The sequence below is a fragment of the Burkholderia sp. Nafp2/4-1b genome, assembly GCF_003635165.1.
GTDB lineage: Bacteria > Pseudomonadota > Gammaproteobacteria > Burkholderiales > Burkholderiaceae > Burkholderia.
Window position 1 is genome coordinate 121888 of record NZ_ML058597.1, and the last position, 16480, is coordinate 138367.

Consider the following 16480-nt stretch of genomic DNA (forward strand, 5'->3'; position numbering starts at 1 on the left):
TGGTTACTCCTTGCCCGCGTCGAGCGCGATGCCCGGCTGAACCAGCGGGTTGGCGGGATCGTACCCTTCCGCCCGGATGAGGATGTCGGTCAGCTCCCTGATGAGGCGCGCTTCGGCGTCGGGTGTCAATGCGTGTTCGGGCCACATGGCGTCGATCATCGGCATGGGGTGCTCCTGTCTGCAGTTGATTGGATGTCGCCATCGTCGCCGTTTACGCGCACGCCAGAAAGTGGCAGCATCGCCACTATTCAAGGAAATTCGGACATACGATGGCAATCATCCGCATCTGGGTCTATGACGGCATTCTCGCGTCCGGTGTCGCGGGCCCGGTTGACGTATTCAGTGCCGCGAATCAGTTCCATGCGCGCAGGGCGGCGCCGGGCACGACCGCCGCGCCGGTGTTCGTCTGGCGCGTGGAGTCGCTCGACGGGCTGCCCGTCAAGGCGGCGTCAGGTCAGATCATTCCGGTCGACGGCAAGATCGACCCGCGCAAGCGAGCGGACGCCGTGCTGCTGACGGCGCCTTTCTTTTCGCAGATCGACGAATTCATCGGGCGTCGCGAGCAGTTGAACGAACTGACTTCCGCGCTGCGACGCCAACGCAAGGCCGGCGCGATGCTCGCCGCCTATTGCACTGCCAATTACCTGCTTGCCGAGGCCGGCCTGCTGGATGGCCGCGCTGCTACGACGCACTGGGCGAGAGCGGCGGACTTCGCGCGCCGCTATCCGCGTGTGGAAGTCCGCGCGAACGAACTGCTGCTCGCGCAAGACGGGATCATCTCGGGCGGCTCCGTGACGTCCTATCTGAATCTCGCCGTGCACCTCGTCGAAGCATGCGCCGGCGAACAGCTTGCGACGATGACCGCGAAGGCGCTGTTGATCGACATGAACCGGACATCGCAGGCGTCCTTTGCCACGCTGCTCGACGAACACGGGCATACCGATACACTCGTCGCGCGCGCGCAGCAGCGGATGGAGGCGACCTTGCAGCAAGGATTCCGGCTCGGCGATCTCGCGGCATCGCTTGCCGTCAGCGAACGCACGCTCAATCGTCGTTTCAAGGAAGCCGTCGGGCTCGCGCCGTTGGCGTATCTGCAGAACCTGCGTGTCGAGGTGGCGAAACGTCTGCTGGAAACCCGGCCGATCGGGCTCGAGGATGTGAGTCAGCGCGTGGGTTATGGCGATGTCAGCACGTTCCGGCAGTTGTTCAAGCGCAAGACCGGGTTATCGCCGAGCGAATATCAGATGCAGTTTGCGCGTGCGGCGGCGAAACGCAGCGGAGCCGAGCCAGGCGATCAACGTAGTTGACGCATCGCGACGCCGTGTTACTGCTCGCGTCATTTCCCGGCCGCTCCCTTTTTTGTTTTGGTATCCGGACGTATCGGATACAGACGCAGATACGTAGGCATACATATCGCCGACTTTCGGACACGAACCGGATACGTTCGCCTGCTCCAATGCGCCTGTCGCGAGCGGAACGCCGCTGCGCGCACTCATCAAGGAGCAGAGCATGAAAGTCGTCAAGGCCGCCGCGGTTCAGTTCAGCCCGGTGCTCTACAGTCGTGAAGCGACCGTCGCCAAGGTCGTGCAGAAGATCCACCAGCTCGGCCAGCAAGGCGTGCAGTTCGCCACCTTTCCCGAAACGGTCATCCCCTATTACCCGTACTTCGCGGCCGTTCAGACGGGCATCGAACTGCTGTCCGGTACCGAGCACCTTCGGCTGCTGGAACAGGCCGTGACCGTGCCGTCCGCTGCGACCGACGCAATCGGCGAAGCCGCACGCAAGGCCGGCATGGTCGTGTCCATCGGCGTCAACGAGCGCGATGGCGGTACGCTGTACAACACGCAGTTGCTGTTCGACGCGGACGGGAAACTGATCCAGCGCCGCCGCAAGATCACGCCGACGCATTTCGAGCGCATGATCTGGGGGCAGGGCGATGGCTCGGGCCTGCGCGCCGTCGACAGCGCCGTCGGTCGCATCGGCCAGCTTGCGTGCTTCGAGCACAACAATCCGCTCGCGCGCTACGCGATGATCGCCGACGGCGAGCAGATTCATTCGGCGATGTATCCGGGTTCGGCCTTCGGCGAGGGCTTCGCGCAGCGCATGGAGATCAACATCCGACAGCATGCGCTCGAGTCCGGCGCGTTCGTCGTCAATGCAACGGCGTGGCTGGATGCCGACCAGCAGGCGCAAATCATGAAGGACACCGGTTGCGCTATCGGCCCGATCTCGGGCGGCTGCTTCACGACGATCGTCTCCCCCGACGGCATGCTGATGGCCGAGCCGCTCCGAACTGGCGAGGGCGAAGTCATCGTCGACCTCGACTTCACGCAGATCGACCGCCGCAAGCTGCTGATGGATGCGGCCGGCCACTATAACCGTTCCGAACTGCTCAGCTTGATGATCGACCGTACGCCGACCGCGCATGTCCATGAACGCGTCGCGCACCCGATGAGCAATCACGAGCAGGCCGCGGACGAGACGCGCGCGCTGGTTGCGTGATGCGGCGACCTCGGCGCATGAAGGCGCTTTTTTTTGATTCAAACATGTGCATATGCATAAAGCAATGCCGTGAAGTTTCTCTTTGAAAGGTGTGCGATATGACAGCGAATGCTTCCCCCGATCGACCCCTGCAATCCTCGTCACGCCGGCACTTTGTCGGTATGGCCGCCGCCGCACTTGCAGCCGGGTCGCTGCCCCGTCTCGCCTTCGCGGATGCCAGTCCGGCGCTCGGCACCGTTACGGAGCCCGCGAACGGCGACAGGTCCGCGATTCGCCCGTTCCGCGTTCATGTGCCCGATGCGCAACTTGCCGACATGCGGCATCGCATCAACGCGACGCGCTGGCCGGACCGCGAGACCGTGGCCGACGAGTCGCAGGGGATTCAGCTTGCGACCATTCAGGGGCTCGCGCAGTACTGGGCGACCGGCTATGACTGGCGCAAATGCGAAGCGCGGCTGAATTCGTATCCGCAGTTCGTGACCGAGATCGACGGGCTGGACATTCATTTCATCCATGTGCGATCGAAGCATGAGAATGCGATGCCGTTGATCGTGACCCACGGCTGGCCGGGCTCCATCATCGAGCAGTTCAAGATCATCGGGCCGCTCGTCGATCCGACGGCGTACGGTGCGCCGGCGTCGGATGCGTTCCACCTCGTGATCCCGTCGCTGCCCGGCTATGGCTTTTCGGCGAGACCCACGACAACGGGATGGGGCCCCGAGCGCACGGCGCGCGCCTGGGTCACGCTGATGAAGCGGCTCGGCTACGCGCGCTTTGCGTCGCAGGGCGGCGATCTCGGCGGCATCGTCACGAACATCATGGCGAAACAGGCGCCGCCCGAGCTGATGGGCATTCATGTGAATTTCCCGGCGTCCGTGCCGGCGGAGATCCTGAAGTCGCTGACGGCCGGCGATCCGGCGCCTGCCGGCTCGTCGGACGAGGAGCGGCACGCGTATGAGCAGCTGAGCGCCAATTTCAAGCGGAAGCGCGGCTACGCGATTGAAATGGGCACGCGGCCGCAGACGCTGTACGGACTCGCCGATTCGCCCGTCGCGCTGGCTTCCTGGCTGCTCGACCACGGCGACGGTTACGGCCAGCCCGCGGCGGCCCTGAGCGCGGCCGTGCTCGGTCGCGCGGTCAACGGCCACTCGGCCGGCGCGCTGACGCGCGACGACGTACTCGACGACATCACGCTTTACTGGCTGACCAACACGGGTATCTCGGCGGCGCGCTTCTATTGGGAGTCCCATGCGAACTTCTTCCTCGCGGCCGATGTGAGCGTGCCTGCCGCCGTGAGCGCGTTCCCGGGAGAAAATTACCAGGCGCCGAGAAGCTGGACCGAGCGGGCTTATCGCAACCTGATTTACTTCAACAAGCCTGAGACGGGTGGCCACTTCGCGGCATGGGAGGAACCGACGATCTTCGCGAACGAAGTGCGCGCCGGGTTGAGATCGTTGCGTTCCTGACGTGCGAAGCGCTCCGCCGCGCTTGCGGTGGAGCGCGTCGACAACGGCGCGATCGCGCACCGAGCATATCGACGCGGTCTCGCCAGCTTGTCTGAAATTCAGCGAAAGATGGCCATATTGCCACTTCCACGGGATTCGCCCGTATCCGATCATCCGGCGAACTTCCGTTGCTGGAACTCGAACATGACGACCAATACCTACTTCGCGACGAACCTGCTGCTCGCCTACGCAGCGTATTTCATCGGTACCGCGAGCCCCGGGCCGAGCAATCTCGCCATCATGTCGATCGCTGCCAATCACGGCCGAAAGGCGGCGTTGACGTTCTCGCTCGGCGTCTTGTCGGGCTCGATGTTCTGGGCGACGGTGGCCATGCTGGGCGTATCGGCCGCGCTGATCGCGTGTTCCCAATTCATCATCGCAGTCAGGATTTTCGGCGGCTTGTATCTGTTGTGGCTCGCGTTCAAGTCGGCACGCAGTGCGCTCGATTGCGCGCCGCACTCCGTACCGGGAACGGCGCGAGCGCCGACGTCGACGAGCATTTACTGCCGCGGTGCGCTGCTCCATCTCACCAATCCGAAAGCGATCCTCGTGTGGGTTTCGATCGTCGCGCTGTCGTCGAACGGCACGCGGCCGGCCCATGGTGCACTGATCGCGGGTTGCGCGGCGATCGGATGCGGGGTGTTCGCCGGTTATGCATTGCTGTTTTCGATGGAGTCGGTTCGAAGGATCTACATGCGAACCCACCGCGCGCTGGATGGATGTCTGGCCGTCGTGTTCGGGGTCGTCGGTATCAGGTTGCTGGTGACGCGCCCGTAGCGAGCGTCTACCCGCCGCTCGAACGACACGGGATGTGCCGTGAATGAGGCAACCGCCGAAATTCCCACGAGCGAACAGCTTTCGTTAGAATCGTTCGTCTATCAGAAGAAAGAAGCGTTGCCTCAGCGCGGCGGCATCGGTCACGAATGCCGCTCGCGCCCATCCCACGTCCTTTACCGGAGACGAACGTGCCAGGATTACTCCCCGATGTCGACCGCGACGGGCTTCTCGAATACTCGGTCGTGTACACCGACCGGTCGATCAATCACATGTCGCAGCGCTTTCAACGCGTGATGCGCGATATTTCCGCCGCGCTGAAAAAGGTCTACAACGCGAAGGCCGTTGCTATCGTGCCGGGCAGCGGGACATTCGGCATGGAAGCCGTGGCCCGGCAGTTCGCGACGAACAAGAAGTGCCTGGTCATCCGCAACGGCTGGTTCAGCTTCCGCTGGTCGCAGATTTTCGACATGGGCAGCATTCCGTCCGAGTCGATCGTGTTGAAGGCGCGTCCGGTCGAAGCGGGCAGGCAGGCCGCGTTTGCGCCGGCGCCGATCGACGAAGTCGTCGCCGCGATTCGCGAGCACAAGCCGGATCTGGTGTTTGCGCCGCACGTCGAAACCGCATCCGGAATAATGCTGCCCGATGGCTACCTGCGTGCGGTGGCCGACGCCGTGCACGCGGTCGGCGGCATGTTCGTGCTCGACTGCATCGCGTCCGGCACGATCTGGGTCGACATGGAGGCGAGCGGCGTCGACGTGCTGATCAGCGCGCCGCAGAAGGGCTGGAGTGCTTCGCCCGGTTGCGCGCTGGTGATGCTGGGCGCGCTCGCGCGCGAGCGAATCGATGCGACGACCAGCACCAGCTTCGCATGCGATCTGCGCAAGTGGCTACAGATCATGGAAGCGTACGAGAGCGGCGGGTTCGCGTACCACGCGACGATGCCCACCGACAGCCTCGCGACGCTGCGCGATGTCATCCAGGAAACGGAAGCGTACGGTTTCGACAAGGTGAGGGCGGAACAGCTCGAACTCGGCACGCGGATTCGCGCGTTGCTGGCGGAGAAGGGGTTCAGGAGCGTGGCGGCTCAGGGCTTCGAGGCACCGGGCGTCGTCGTGAGTTACACGGACGACGACGACATCCGGTCCGGCAAGAAATTCGTCGATGTCGGCATGCAGATCGCGGCCGGCGTGCCGTTGCAGTGCGACGAGCCGGCCGATTTCAAGACATTCCGGATTGGCTTGTTCGGGCTCGACAAGCTGCATGATGTCGATGCGGCGGTCGCGCGGTTTGCGAGTGCGCTGGAGCGGGTGCTGTAGCGCGTTTTTGGTCAGAGCGGACGTTGCGGCGCATGACGTGACGAGATCGATCCGATCAAGAACATCGATGCGCCGTGCGTTCTGAATGTCGAATCCAGTGCTCTCCGCAGAACAGGGCCGGCCGCAGCCGGCCCCGTCAAGCGATTACACCGACCGCACTCAACCCGCGACGTTCCGATTCGCCTCGATCACCGTCAACGCCGTCATGTTCACGATCCGTCGCACGGTCGCGCTCGACGTGAGGATGTTCACCGGCGCATTGACGCCCAGCAGGAACGGCCCGACCGCGACGTTGCTGCCGGCCTCGGTCTTCAGCAGGTTATAGGCGATATTCCCCGCGTCGACGTTCGGACACACGAGCAGGTTCGCCGCGCCCTTCAGCGGCGACATCGGCAGCAACCGCGCGCGCAGTGCTTCGTCGAGCGCGCAGTCGCCGTGCATCTCGCCATCGGCCTCGATATCCGGCGCCTGTGTGCGAATGATCTCCAGCGCCCGGCGCATCTTCACGCCCGACGCCGCGCTCCCCGACCCGAAGTTCGAGCGCGACAGCAGCGCCGCCTTCGGCGTGAGATTCAGCCATTCCATCTGACGCGCGGCCGCGATCGTGAATTCGGCGATCTGCTCGGCATCCGGATTGTCGTTCACGTGCGTATCCACCAGCGCGACGGTCCGCTGATTGAGCAGCAGGATGTTCATCGCCGCGTAGGTCGATGCATCGGGTTTCCTGCCGATCACTTCGTCGACGAAGCGCAGGTGATTGTGATACTCGCCAACCGTTCCGCAGATCATCCCGTCCGCATCGCCGAGCCGCACCATCATCGCGCCGATCAGCGTCAGGCGACGCCGCATTTCGACGCGCGCCATTTCCTTCGAGATGCCGTCGCGGCAGCGCAGCTCCCAATACGTGGTCCAGTATTGCGGGAAGCGCTCGTCGTATTCCGGATTGGTCACCTCGACGTCCTGACCGAGCCGCAGACGCAGGCCGAAGCGCTCGATGCGCGCGAGCAGCACCTCCGGACGACCGACCAGGATCGGACGCGCGAGCTTCTCGTCGACGATCACCTGCACCGCGCGCAGCACGCGCTCGTCTTCGCCTTCGGTGAACACGATGCGCGCCTTGCCGCCGTCGCGCACGAGCTGGCGCGCGGTCGCGAACAGCGGCTTCATGAACGCGCCCGAGTGGTAGACGAACTGCTGCAACTGCTCGACATACGCGTCGAGATCCGCGAGCGGGCGCGTTGCCACGCCGCCTTCGATCGCCGCCTTCGCCACGGCCGGTGCGATACGCACGATCAGGCGCGGATCGAACGGCTTCGGAATCAGGTATTGCGGACCGAACGACACCTCGTCGCCACCGTAGGCCGCCGCGACGATATCGTTCTGCTCTTCCTGAGCGAGGCCGGCGATCGCGTGCACCGCGGCGATTTCCATTTCGCGGGTGATGGTCGTTGCACCCACATCGAGTGCGCCGCGGAAGATGTATGGAAAGCACAGGACGTTGTTGACCTGGTTCGGGAAGTCCGAGCGGCCGGTCGCGATCACGACGTCGTCGCGCGTTGCATGCGCGAGTTCCGGGAAGATTTCCGGCGTCGGGTTGGCGAGCGCGAGAATCAGCGGACGCGGGCCCATCGCCTTCAGCATCTCGGCGCTCAGGATGCCGCCGACCGACAGCCCGAGGAACACGTCGGCGCCGCCGATAACTTCGGACAGCTTGCGCGCATCGGTGTCCTGCGCGAAGCGTTCCTTGGCCGGGTCCATCAGCGTGGTCCGGCCGCGATAGACGACGCCTTCGATATCGGTCGCCCACACGTTTTCGATCGGCAGCCCGAGGTCGACGAGCAGGTCGAGGCAGGCGAGCGCCGCCGCGCCGGCACCCGACGTCACGACCTTCACTTCCTTGATCGACTTGCCGACCACCTTCAGCCCGTTGATGAACGCGGCGGCCACGGTGATCGCGGTGCCGTGCTGGTCGTCGTGGAAGACGGGAATCTTCATCCGCTCGCGCAGCTTGCGCTCGACGGTGAAGCACTCCGGCGCCTTGATGTCCTCGAGGTTGATCCCGCCGAACGTCGGTTCGAGGCCGGCGATGATGTCGACGAGCTTGTCCGGATCGGTCTCGTTGATCTCGATGTCGAACACGTCGATGCCGGCGAACTTCTTGAACAGCACGGCCTTGCCTTCCATGACCGGCTTCGACGCGAGCGCGCCGATGTTGCCCAGACCCAGCACGGCGGTGCCGTTGGTGATGACGCCCACCAGATTCCCGCGGCTCGTGAAGCGGTGCGCGTTCAGCGGCTCGGCCGCGATCGACTCGCAGACGCTTGCGACGCCGGGCGTGTAGGCCAGCGCGAGATCGCGCTGGGTCACGAGCGGCTTGCTGGCGACGACGGAGATCTTCCCCGGGGTCGGAAACTCGTGATAGTCGTACGCGGCCTGCTGCTGGGTCTCTGTCTGTTTCATGTTCTTGGGTCCGGGCGTGCGCGCCAGGCCAGTCCCGACGCGATCCATGAAGCCATTCTAGGGATCGGCCATAACGCGATGATTCTGTTTTAATATCGGCCCATCACTTTTTCATGATGGTATGGCCGTCCGGCAATGACATTCGACGCAAACGACGTGGTCCGGCGCCTTGGCGCGCGCCTGAAGATGCGGCACCTGATGCTGTTGCTGCAGATCCAGCAGCACGGGTCGCTGACGCGCGTCGCCGAGCACATGGCCAGCAGCCAGCCGGCGGTCACGAACGCGCTGTCCGAGCTGGAAAGCATGTTCGGCACGCCGCTGTTCGAGCGCTCGTCGCGCGGAATGCGGCCGACCGCGCTCGGCGCGGTCGTGCTGGAGCGCGCCAAGGCGATGCTCAAGGATCTCGACCATCTCGCCCGCGAGATGGAGGCGGTCGCGGCCGGCCATGCGGCCCACCTGCATATCGGCGTGATTCCGTTTATTTCGGGCCAGATGCTGTCGGCGGCGTTGAAGCGGCTGCAATCACGGATGGAGCGGCGCCTGACGGTGACGATCCACGAAGGCACCAGCGACCAGTTGCTGCTGCAGTTGAAGGACCACAGCGTCGACCTCGTGATCGGGCGCGCATCGTCGACCGTCGAACTGGGGCAGGTGTCGTTCGAGGTGCTGTACCAGCAGCAGCCGCGGATGATTGCGAGCCGCCGGCTTGCCGCGAAACTGGCGCGCACGAAGCTCGACTGGGAGAAGCTGCACGCGCTGGACTGGATTCTCGGCGCGCCGCATACGCCGATGCGCGAGCAGGTGACCGACCTGTTCCTGTCGGCCGGGATCCCGCCGCCCGTGCCGATCGTCGAAAGCTACTCGTCGAAGCTGATCGGCGAAATGATCGCGTCGAGCGACGACGCGGTGTCGATCGTGCCGGCCGATATCGCGGAAGAAATGGTGCGCATTGCCGGCGTCGCGATCGTGCCGTATTCGCTGGTCTGGACGCTGCCGCCGATCGCGCTGTTCACGCGTTCCGCCGAAGCGCACGCGCCGACGCGGGATTTGCTGGTCCAGGCGCTGCGCGAGATCTGCCGGGAAACCTACGTCGAAGTGCCGCGATAGTGCTGCACGAGCCGGTTCGAACCCGAGTGGCCGGCAGCCGCATCGCACACGCTCGAATCCCGCAGCCGGCGCGCGCCCGCCTTACATTCCCGACGCCGCATCCGGACAAACCCGTCTCCGTGGACGCCCGCCACAAACCCAGGCCCTGCAAGCCCTGGCCCGCGCATAGTGGTTTCCACCCATAGTCGCAAATAGTCAAGAACAGGTCGCCGGCGGTCGTCTTGCGGCCAATATGGCTCGTTACTTTTACTCCCACGATGCAGGCCGGGACGCACTCCGCGAATCCGCCGGACATCGGTCCAACCGAAAAGGGGAAACCATGAAGTCGACAAAGATCGCCGCGTTCGTCGCGGCCGTACTGGCGACCGGCGCATTTGCGACCGCGGCGCAGGCCGAAACGGATGCAGCGACCTGCCGCAACGTGCGTTTCGCGGACATCGGCTGGACCGACATCACGTCGACCACGGCGCTCGCGTCGACGGTATTCGAAGGGCTCGGCTACAAGCCGACGACGACCATCGCGTCGGTGCCGATCTCGTTCGCCGGCCTGAAGAGCAAGCAGCTCGACATCTCGCTCGGCTACTGGTGGCCGGTGCAGCAAAAGCAGCTTCAGCCGTTCCTCGACAGCAAGTCGATCAACGTGGTCGAGCCGCCGAACCTGTCGGGCGCGAAGGCGACGCTCGCGGTGCCGAGCTATGAATACCAGGCCGGCCTGAAGTCCTTCGACGACATCGCGAAGCACCGCGCGGAGCTCGACGGCAAGATCTACGGGATCGAGCCGGGCAGCAGCGCGAACGCGACGATCCAGAAGATGATCGACACGAACCAGTACGGCCTGGGCGGCTTCAAGCTGGTGGAATCGAGCGAGGCGGGGATGCTCGTCACGGTCGAGCGTGCGATCCGCGAGAAGAAGTGGGTCGTGTTTCTCGGCTGGGAGCCGCATCCGATGAACATCCAGATCAGCATGAACTACCTGTCGGGCGGCGACGCGTCGTTCGGCCCGAACTACGGCGAAGCGCGCGTGTACACGCTGACGGCACCCGACTTCATCACGCGCTGCCCGAATGCGGGCAAGCTCGTCGAGAACCTGCGCTTCTCGACGCAGCTCGAGAACCAGCTGATGCAGTCGGTGATGAACAAGACGAAGCCGGCGGACGCCGCGAAGGCGTACCTGAAGAAGAATCCGCAGGTGCTCGACGCATGGCTCGCCGGCGTCAAGACCTTCGACGGCAAGGACGGCCTGCCTGCCGTGAAGTCCTACCTCGGCCTGTAACGTCCCGCGCGCGCCGCAAGCAGGCGGCGCGCAGTGACGAATCATCTGCAGTGCGACATAAATAGCGCGGCACGAACAGAATCAAGCAGCGAATCAAGCACCTGAATCAAACGAGGGCTCTCAGCATGAACAACGAAGTCATCATCACCTGCGCGGTCACCGGCGCGGGCGACACGGTCGGCAAGCATCCGGCGATTCCGGTCACGCCGAAGGAAATCGCCGCGGCGGCGATCGAAGCCGCGAAGGGCGGCGCGACGGTCGCGCACTGCCACGTGCGCGATCCGCAGACGGGCCGCGGCAGTCGCGATCCGAACCTGTACCGCGAAGTGGTCGATCGGATCCGCTCGGCCGACGTCGACGTGATCATCAACCTGACGGCCGGCATGGGCGGCGATCTGGAAATCGGCCCGGGCGAAGACCCGATGCGCTTCGGCAAGGGCACCGATCTCGTCGGCGGCCTGACGCGCCTCGCGCACGTCGAGGAACTGCTGCCGGAAATCTGCACGCTCGACTGCGGCACGCTGAATTTCGGCGACGGCGACTACATCTACGTGTCGACGCCCGCGCAACTGCGCGCCGGCGCCAAGCGCATCCAGGAGCTCGGCGTGAAGCCGGAGCTGGAAATCTTCGATACGGGCCACCTGTGGTTCGCGAAGCAATTGCTGAAGGAAGGGCTCCTCGACGATCCGCCGCTGTTCCAGCTGTGCCTCGGCATTCCGTGGGGCGCGCCGGCCGACACCGGCACGATGAAGGCGATGGTCGACAACCTGCCGCCGGGCGCGCACTGGGCCGGCTTCGGGATCGGCCGCATGCAGATGCCGATGGTCGCGCAGGCGATGCTGCTCGGCGGGCACGTGCGCGTCGGCCTCGAAGACAACATCTGGCTCGATCGCGGCGTGCATGCGACCAACGGCACGCTCGTCGAGCGTGCGCGTGAAATCATCGAGCGCCTCGGCGCCCGCGTGCTGACGCCGGCCGAAGGGCGCCGCAAGCTCGGCCTGCCGGCGCGCGGCGAGCGTCTGCTCGAACGCCGCGCGGTGGCCGAGTTCGCGTGAGTTCGAACGCCTGATTCCGATTCAAAGCGGCGGTGCGCGCACGAGCGCGAGCGCCGCCCGATTCCCCTCGATTTGAAGGATGCGTTGACATGGCAGTGAAGACCGACATCAAGACGTTCGCCGCGATCGGCACCGGCGTGATCGGCAGCGGATGGATTTGCCGTGCGCTCGCGCACGGTCTGGACGTGGTCGTGTGGGACCCGGCGCCGGGCGCGGAAGAGCGGTTGCGCGCGAGCGTCGCGAATGCGTGGCCCGCGCTGGAGCGCGTCGGCCTCGCGCCGGGCGCCGATCGCGCGCGCCTGCGTTTCGAAGCGACGATCGAAGCTTGCGTCGCTGACGCGGACTTCATCCAGGAAAGCGCGCCCGAGCGCGAGGCGCTGAAGCTCGAACTGCACGAGCAGATCAGCCGCGCGGCGAAGCCGGACGCGATCATTGCGTCGTCGACGTCGGGGCTGCTGCCGACCGACTTCTATGCGCGTGCGGTGCATCCGGAGCGCTGCGTGGTCGGCCATCCGTTCAATCCGGTCTACCTGCTGCCGCTCGTCGAGGTGCTCGGCGGCGCGCGCACGTCGCCCGAAGCGGTCGAGGCCGCGATGGAGATCTATCGCAAGCTCGGCATGCGGCCGCTGCACGTGCGCAAGGAAGTGCCGGGCTTCATCGCGGACCGGCTGCTCGAGGCGTTGTGGCGCGAGGCGCTGCATCTCGTCAACGAAGGCGTTGCGACGACCGGCGAGATCGACGACGCGATCCGCTTCGGCGCGGGCATCCGCTGGTCGTTCATGGGCACGTTCCTGACCTATACGCTGGCCGGCGGCGACGCGGGCATGCGACACTTCATGCAGCAGTTCGGCCCCGCGCTCGAACTGCCGTGGACGAAGCTGGTCGCGCCCACGCTGACCGACGAACTGATCGACAGCGTCGTCGAAGGCACGAGCGAACAGCAGGGCACGCGCAGCATCAAGGAACTCGAACGCTATCGCGACGAGTGCATTACCGAGGTGCTGAAGGCGGTCGCCGCGGTGAAGGCGCGGCACGGTATGCGATTCGAGGACTGAGAACATGACCGGCGATACCCCGCTGACGATCTACCGCGACGTCGTGCGGCCCGAATGGGTCGACTACAACGGGCACCTGCGCGATGCGTTCTATCTGCTGATCTTCAGCTTCGCGACCGATGCGCTGCTGGACCGCATCGGTCTCGACGACGCCACGCGCCGCGAGCGGGGCCGCTCGGTCTATACGCTCGAAGCGCACGTGAACTATCTGCAGGAAATCAAGGAAGGCGCGCGCGTGCGGGTCGATGCGCGGGTGTTCGCGCACGACGCGAAGCGCGTGCACCTTTATCTCGAACTGTTCGCGGACGGGCACGACGGCGCGGTGTCGGCGAGCGAGCAGATGCTGCTGCACGTCGACACGCGCGACGGCGCGAAATCGGCGCCGTTCGATGAAGACGTCGCCGCGCGCGTGGCCGAGCTGCATGCGTTGCAGCGCGATTGCGCGGCACCCGCGTATGCGGGGCGCGTAATCGGATTGCCGCCGCGCCGTTAGTGCGGCCACGTTCTACGTCAAACGTTCAACTCTCGACCGCGGAGCGCCCACGATGCTCGAACCGGAAATCGCGGCGTTCGTCGCAGCCGTCGACGCGTGGTATCCGGCCGACACGGCGGTGCATTCGCCCGACGAACAGCGCCGTGTCTACGATCGCTTCGCGACCGCCTGGACACCCGCGGAACTGCCGGCCGGCATCGTGCAGCACGACGCGGTATGGCACGCACCCGACGGACACGCGATCGCGTTGCGGCGCTACGCGCCTGCACACGGTGAGCCGCGCGGCACCGTGCTGTTCTTTCATGGCGGCGGCTTCGTCGTCGGTTCTCTCGACAGCCACGCACTGATCACCGCGCAACTGGCGGCCGACACGGGGCTGGCCGTGATCGCGGTCGACTACCGGCTCGCGCCCGAGCACCGCGCACCGGCCGCGCTCGAGGATTGCCTGGCCGTCACGCGCGCCGCGCGCGACGCGGCGCACTGGCCGTTCGACGCCTGCGCACGACCGCTGACGCTCGTGGGCGACAGCGCGGGCGGCAATCTCGCCGCGGCCGTTGCGACAGCGCTGCGCGATGCCGGAGAAGGCGGCATCGACGGGATCGCACTCGTGTATCCGATGCTCGGCCTCGAACCGCAATCGCCGGCGCGCGAAACGGAAGCGCATGCGCCGATGCTGACGCTCGACGACGTCCGTCGCTATCGCGCGTTGTACTGGGGTGAGGCGGCCGAAGCCGCGTTGCACGACGATCCGCTGCTGCGCGCGTCGGTGCCGCTCGCGGCGTCGCGTTTCGACGGGCTGCCGCCGATGCTCGCGATCGGTGCGGAACACGATCCGCTGCGCGACGATGCGCGTGTCTATGTCGAACGCATCCGCGCGGCCGGCGGTGCCGCGCGTTACTGGATGGGAGAGGGTCTGGTGCACGGCTGCTGGCGCGCGCTCGGAACGAGCCCGCAGGCTGCGCGGATGCACCGGATGATCGGCGGGTTTCTGCTCGCACCACACGGGTAGCGGGCATTTCCGGGAGGCAACGATGCAGGCAGCGCAACAGCGTATCGAGGACTGGCGGACGTTTTCCGCCGATGCGGCCATCGCGGCGGCGACGATCGGCGATGGAGCGGTGGACGTCGAGTGGAGCGACGCGCGACGATCGCCGTTTCACTTCGACTGGTTGCGCGACAACTGCGCGTGTTCCGCGTGCGTGCATGTGCTCACGCGCGAACAGGTGTTCGAGATCGCCGATGCACGTGACGATCTGTCCGCCGTTGCCGCGCATGTCGAAACCGATGGCGCACTGCACGTCGAGTGGAACGACGGGCATCGCAGCACATGGTCGCCCGGATGGTTGCGTGCGCATGCCTACGACGATGCGTCGCGCGCCGAGCGCCACGCGGCACACGCGCGGCACGTGTGGACCGGCGACGATCCGACGGCGATCGGCGTGTTCGCGTGGCGCGACGTGATCGAGGACGACGGCGCGTTGCTCGCATGGCTCTCCGCGCTGCAGCGCACCGGGCTGACGCTCGTCGAAGGCGTGCCTGCCGAGCGCGGGCGGGTCGACGAGATCGCGCGCCGTATCGGCCTGATCCGCGAAAGCAATTTCGGCGTGCTGTTCGACGTCGAATCGAAACCGCGTCCGAACAGCAATGCCTACACGTCGCTCAATCTGCCGCCGCACACTGACCTGCCGACGCGCGAGTTGCAGCCCGGCGTGCAGTTCCTGCATTGCCTCGCGAACGATGCGACCGGTGGCGACAGCATCTTCCTCGACGGCTTCGCGCTCACCGATGCATTGCGGCGCGAGCATCCGGCCGATTTCGAGCACCTTGCGTCGACCCCGTTCGAGTTCTGGAACAAGAGCGCGACCAGCGACTACCGCTGTTCGGCGCCGGTGATCGGGCTCGATGCGCGCGGCAACGTGACCGAGGTGCGGGTCGCGAACTTCCTGCGCGGCCCGCTCGATGCGCCGGCCGGATCGGTCGCGGCCGTCTACCGCGCGTACCGGCGGTTTCTCGCGCTCGCGCGCGAGCCGCGTTTCCGCGTGCAGCGCCGGCTGCGCGCGGGCGACATGTGGGCATTCGACAACCGGCGCGTGCTGCATGCGCGTACCGAGTTCGATCCGTCGACGGGCCGCCGGCATCTGCAGGGCTGCTACGTCGATCGCGATGAATTGCTGTCGCGGTGGCGCGTGCTGTCGCGCGGCAAGCTTGCCGCGCCTGCGCCCGCCATGCCGCGCTGAGCGGCCGCGCACGCCTGTCGCCTTCCGTATGCGAAAAAGCGCCCGGACGCAGCGCGCCCGGGCGAAGCCTCCCGTTGCCGGGCGGCGGAGGTATGCGTGTCACAAAAAAAGACGAGCCCGCATGACGGGCTCGTCCGGATACAGCTTCGTCGCGCGATGCGCGGTGCGCCCCCGTTCAGGGCGCGTCGGCTTACTGGCCGAAGAAGACCGAGTCGCGAGCGTTCGACGACGCTGCGGCAGCCGGGGCGCCCGAGTGGACGACCGGCGCCGGTTGTGCGCCGTAGCCGCTGGCGTCGGCACCATGAACACGCGCTTCCGCCGACTGGATGTCGTTCGGGTAGTACGGGCTCGACACGCCCGGCTTGTAGCCGGCTTGTTCGAGTTGAACCAGTTCGTTGCGCACTTGTGCGCGGGTCACGGTGCTTTGCGCGAAAGCGCTGAACGAAGCGGACAGGGCGACAGCGGCAATAACTGCGGAAACGAGCGATTTCATGATGACCTCCGGTGTTTTATTGGGTTCGCTTGCGACACCATGTCTGCAGCGATTGACTAAATCTTAGTCACCGGGTCGTTCAGGGTAAACGCTGGTTTTGACGATAGATTGTTTCCAGACTGGTAACAGTGGGCGGCCGAATCAAGCTTTCATCGAGCTTTCGTTTTCGTAATTGTAATAAGTATGAGGAATGCGAACGCAACGAAG

At 65.5% G+C, this 16480-nt stretch carries 14 protein-coding genes and 1 pseudogene; 12 read left to right on the forward strand and 3 right to left on the reverse strand.

What is annotated here, in order from left to right; all coding sequences use genetic code 11:
- Nucleotides 1-36: 36 nt before the first annotated feature.
- Nucleotides 37-165, reverse strand: a pseudogene (locus C7H84_RS00570) (Tautomerase enzyme); the annotation flags it as partial.
- Between the two features lie 104 nt (nt 166-269).
- Between C7H84_RS00570 and C7H84_RS00575 the strand changes: the two are divergent.
- The 5 genes from C7H84_RS00575 to C7H84_RS00595 all read left to right on the forward strand — a co-directional run bounded on the left by C7H84_RS00575 (nt 270) and on the right by C7H84_RS00595 (nt 6100).
- Nucleotides 270-1307, forward strand: a complete 1038-nt coding sequence (locus C7H84_RS00575) for a helix-turn-helix domain-containing protein (protein WP_121856913.1) — start codon at nt 270-272, stop codon at nt 1305-1307.
- 202 nt (nt 1308-1509) lie between these two features.
- Nucleotides 1510-2502 carry a carbon-nitrogen hydrolase family protein gene (locus tag C7H84_RS00580; RefSeq protein ID WP_121856914.1) on the forward strand — a complete coding sequence of 331 codons (993 nt, stop codon included), beginning with the start codon at nt 1510-1512 and terminating at the stop codon, nt 2500-2502.
- A gap of 161 nt (nt 2503-2663) precedes the next feature.
- Nucleotides 2664-3968, forward strand: coding sequence for an epoxide hydrolase family protein (locus tag C7H84_RS00585; RefSeq protein WP_240461940.1), 1305 nt, complete (start codon nt 2664-2666; stop codon nt 3966-3968).
- A 183-nt stretch (nt 3969-4151) separates the two neighbouring features.
- Nucleotides 4152-4784, forward strand: a complete 633-nt coding sequence (locus tag C7H84_RS00590) for a LysE family translocator (protein ID WP_121856916.1) — start codon at nt 4152-4154, stop codon at nt 4782-4784.
- Between the two features lie 188 nt (nt 4785-4972).
- Nucleotides 4973-6100, forward strand: coding sequence for an aminotransferase class V-fold PLP-dependent enzyme (locus C7H84_RS00595; protein ID WP_121856917.1), 1128 nt, complete (start codon nt 4973-4975; stop codon nt 6098-6100).
- 159 nt (nt 6101-6259) lie between these two features.
- Here the strand turns inward: C7H84_RS00595 and C7H84_RS00600 are convergent, their stop codons facing one another.
- Nucleotides 6260-8560 carry an NADP-dependent malic enzyme gene (locus tag C7H84_RS00600; protein ID WP_121857864.1) on the reverse strand — a complete coding sequence of 767 codons (2301 nt, stop codon included), beginning with the start codon at nt 8558-8560 and terminating at the stop codon, nt 6260-6262.
- A 135-nt stretch (nt 8561-8695) separates the two neighbouring features.
- Here C7H84_RS00600 and C7H84_RS00605 point away from each other — a divergent pair, with 135 nt between their 5' ends.
- The 7 genes from C7H84_RS00605 (at nt 8696) to C7H84_RS00640 (ending at nt 15780) form a co-directional block, all read left to right on the forward strand.
- A complete protein-coding gene (locus C7H84_RS00605) occupies nt 8696-9667 on the forward strand; it encodes a LysR substrate-binding domain-containing protein (RefSeq protein ID WP_121856918.1) in 972 nt (323 codons plus the stop codon).
- 319 nt (nt 9668-9986) lie between these two features.
- Nucleotides 9987-10940 (forward strand): choline ABC transporter substrate-binding protein, encoded by a 954-nt coding sequence (locus C7H84_RS00615; protein WP_121856920.1) that lies wholly within the window; start codon nt 9987-9989, stop codon nt 10938-10940.
- 125 nt (nt 10941-11065) lie between these two features.
- Complete coding sequence (locus C7H84_RS00620; RefSeq protein ID WP_121856921.1) at nt 11066-11995, forward strand: 3-keto-5-aminohexanoate cleavage protein; 930 nt, start codon at nt 11066-11068, stop codon at nt 11993-11995.
- An 89-nt stretch (nt 11996-12084) separates the two neighbouring features.
- Nucleotides 12085-13050 carry an L-carnitine dehydrogenase gene (locus tag C7H84_RS00625; protein WP_121856922.1) on the forward strand — a complete coding sequence of 322 codons (966 nt, stop codon included), beginning with the start codon at nt 12085-12087 and terminating at the stop codon, nt 13048-13050.
- A gap of 4 nt (nt 13051-13054) precedes the next feature.
- On the forward strand, nt 13055-13543 hold the full coding sequence (locus C7H84_RS00630) for a thioesterase family protein (protein ID WP_121856923.1): 489 nt from the start codon (nt 13055-13057) through the stop codon (nt 13541-13543).
- 52 nt (nt 13544-13595) lie between these two features.
- Complete coding sequence (locus C7H84_RS00635; protein WP_121856924.1) at nt 13596-14552, forward strand: alpha/beta hydrolase; 957 nt, start codon at nt 13596-13598, stop codon at nt 14550-14552.
- 22 nt (nt 14553-14574) lie between these two features.
- On the forward strand, nt 14575-15780 hold the full coding sequence (locus C7H84_RS00640) for a TauD/TfdA family dioxygenase (RefSeq protein WP_121856925.1): 1206 nt from the start codon (nt 14575-14577) through the stop codon (nt 15778-15780).
- Nucleotides 15781-15970: 190 nt separating this feature from the next.
- On the opposite strand, the gene C7H84_RS00645 is transcribed toward C7H84_RS00640, so the two are convergent.
- Nucleotides 15971-16273 carry a DUF4148 domain-containing protein gene (locus C7H84_RS00645; RefSeq protein WP_121856926.1) on the reverse strand — a complete coding sequence of 101 codons (303 nt, stop codon included), beginning with the start codon at nt 16271-16273 and terminating at the stop codon, nt 15971-15973.
- Nucleotides 16274-16480: the final 207 nt, after the last annotated feature.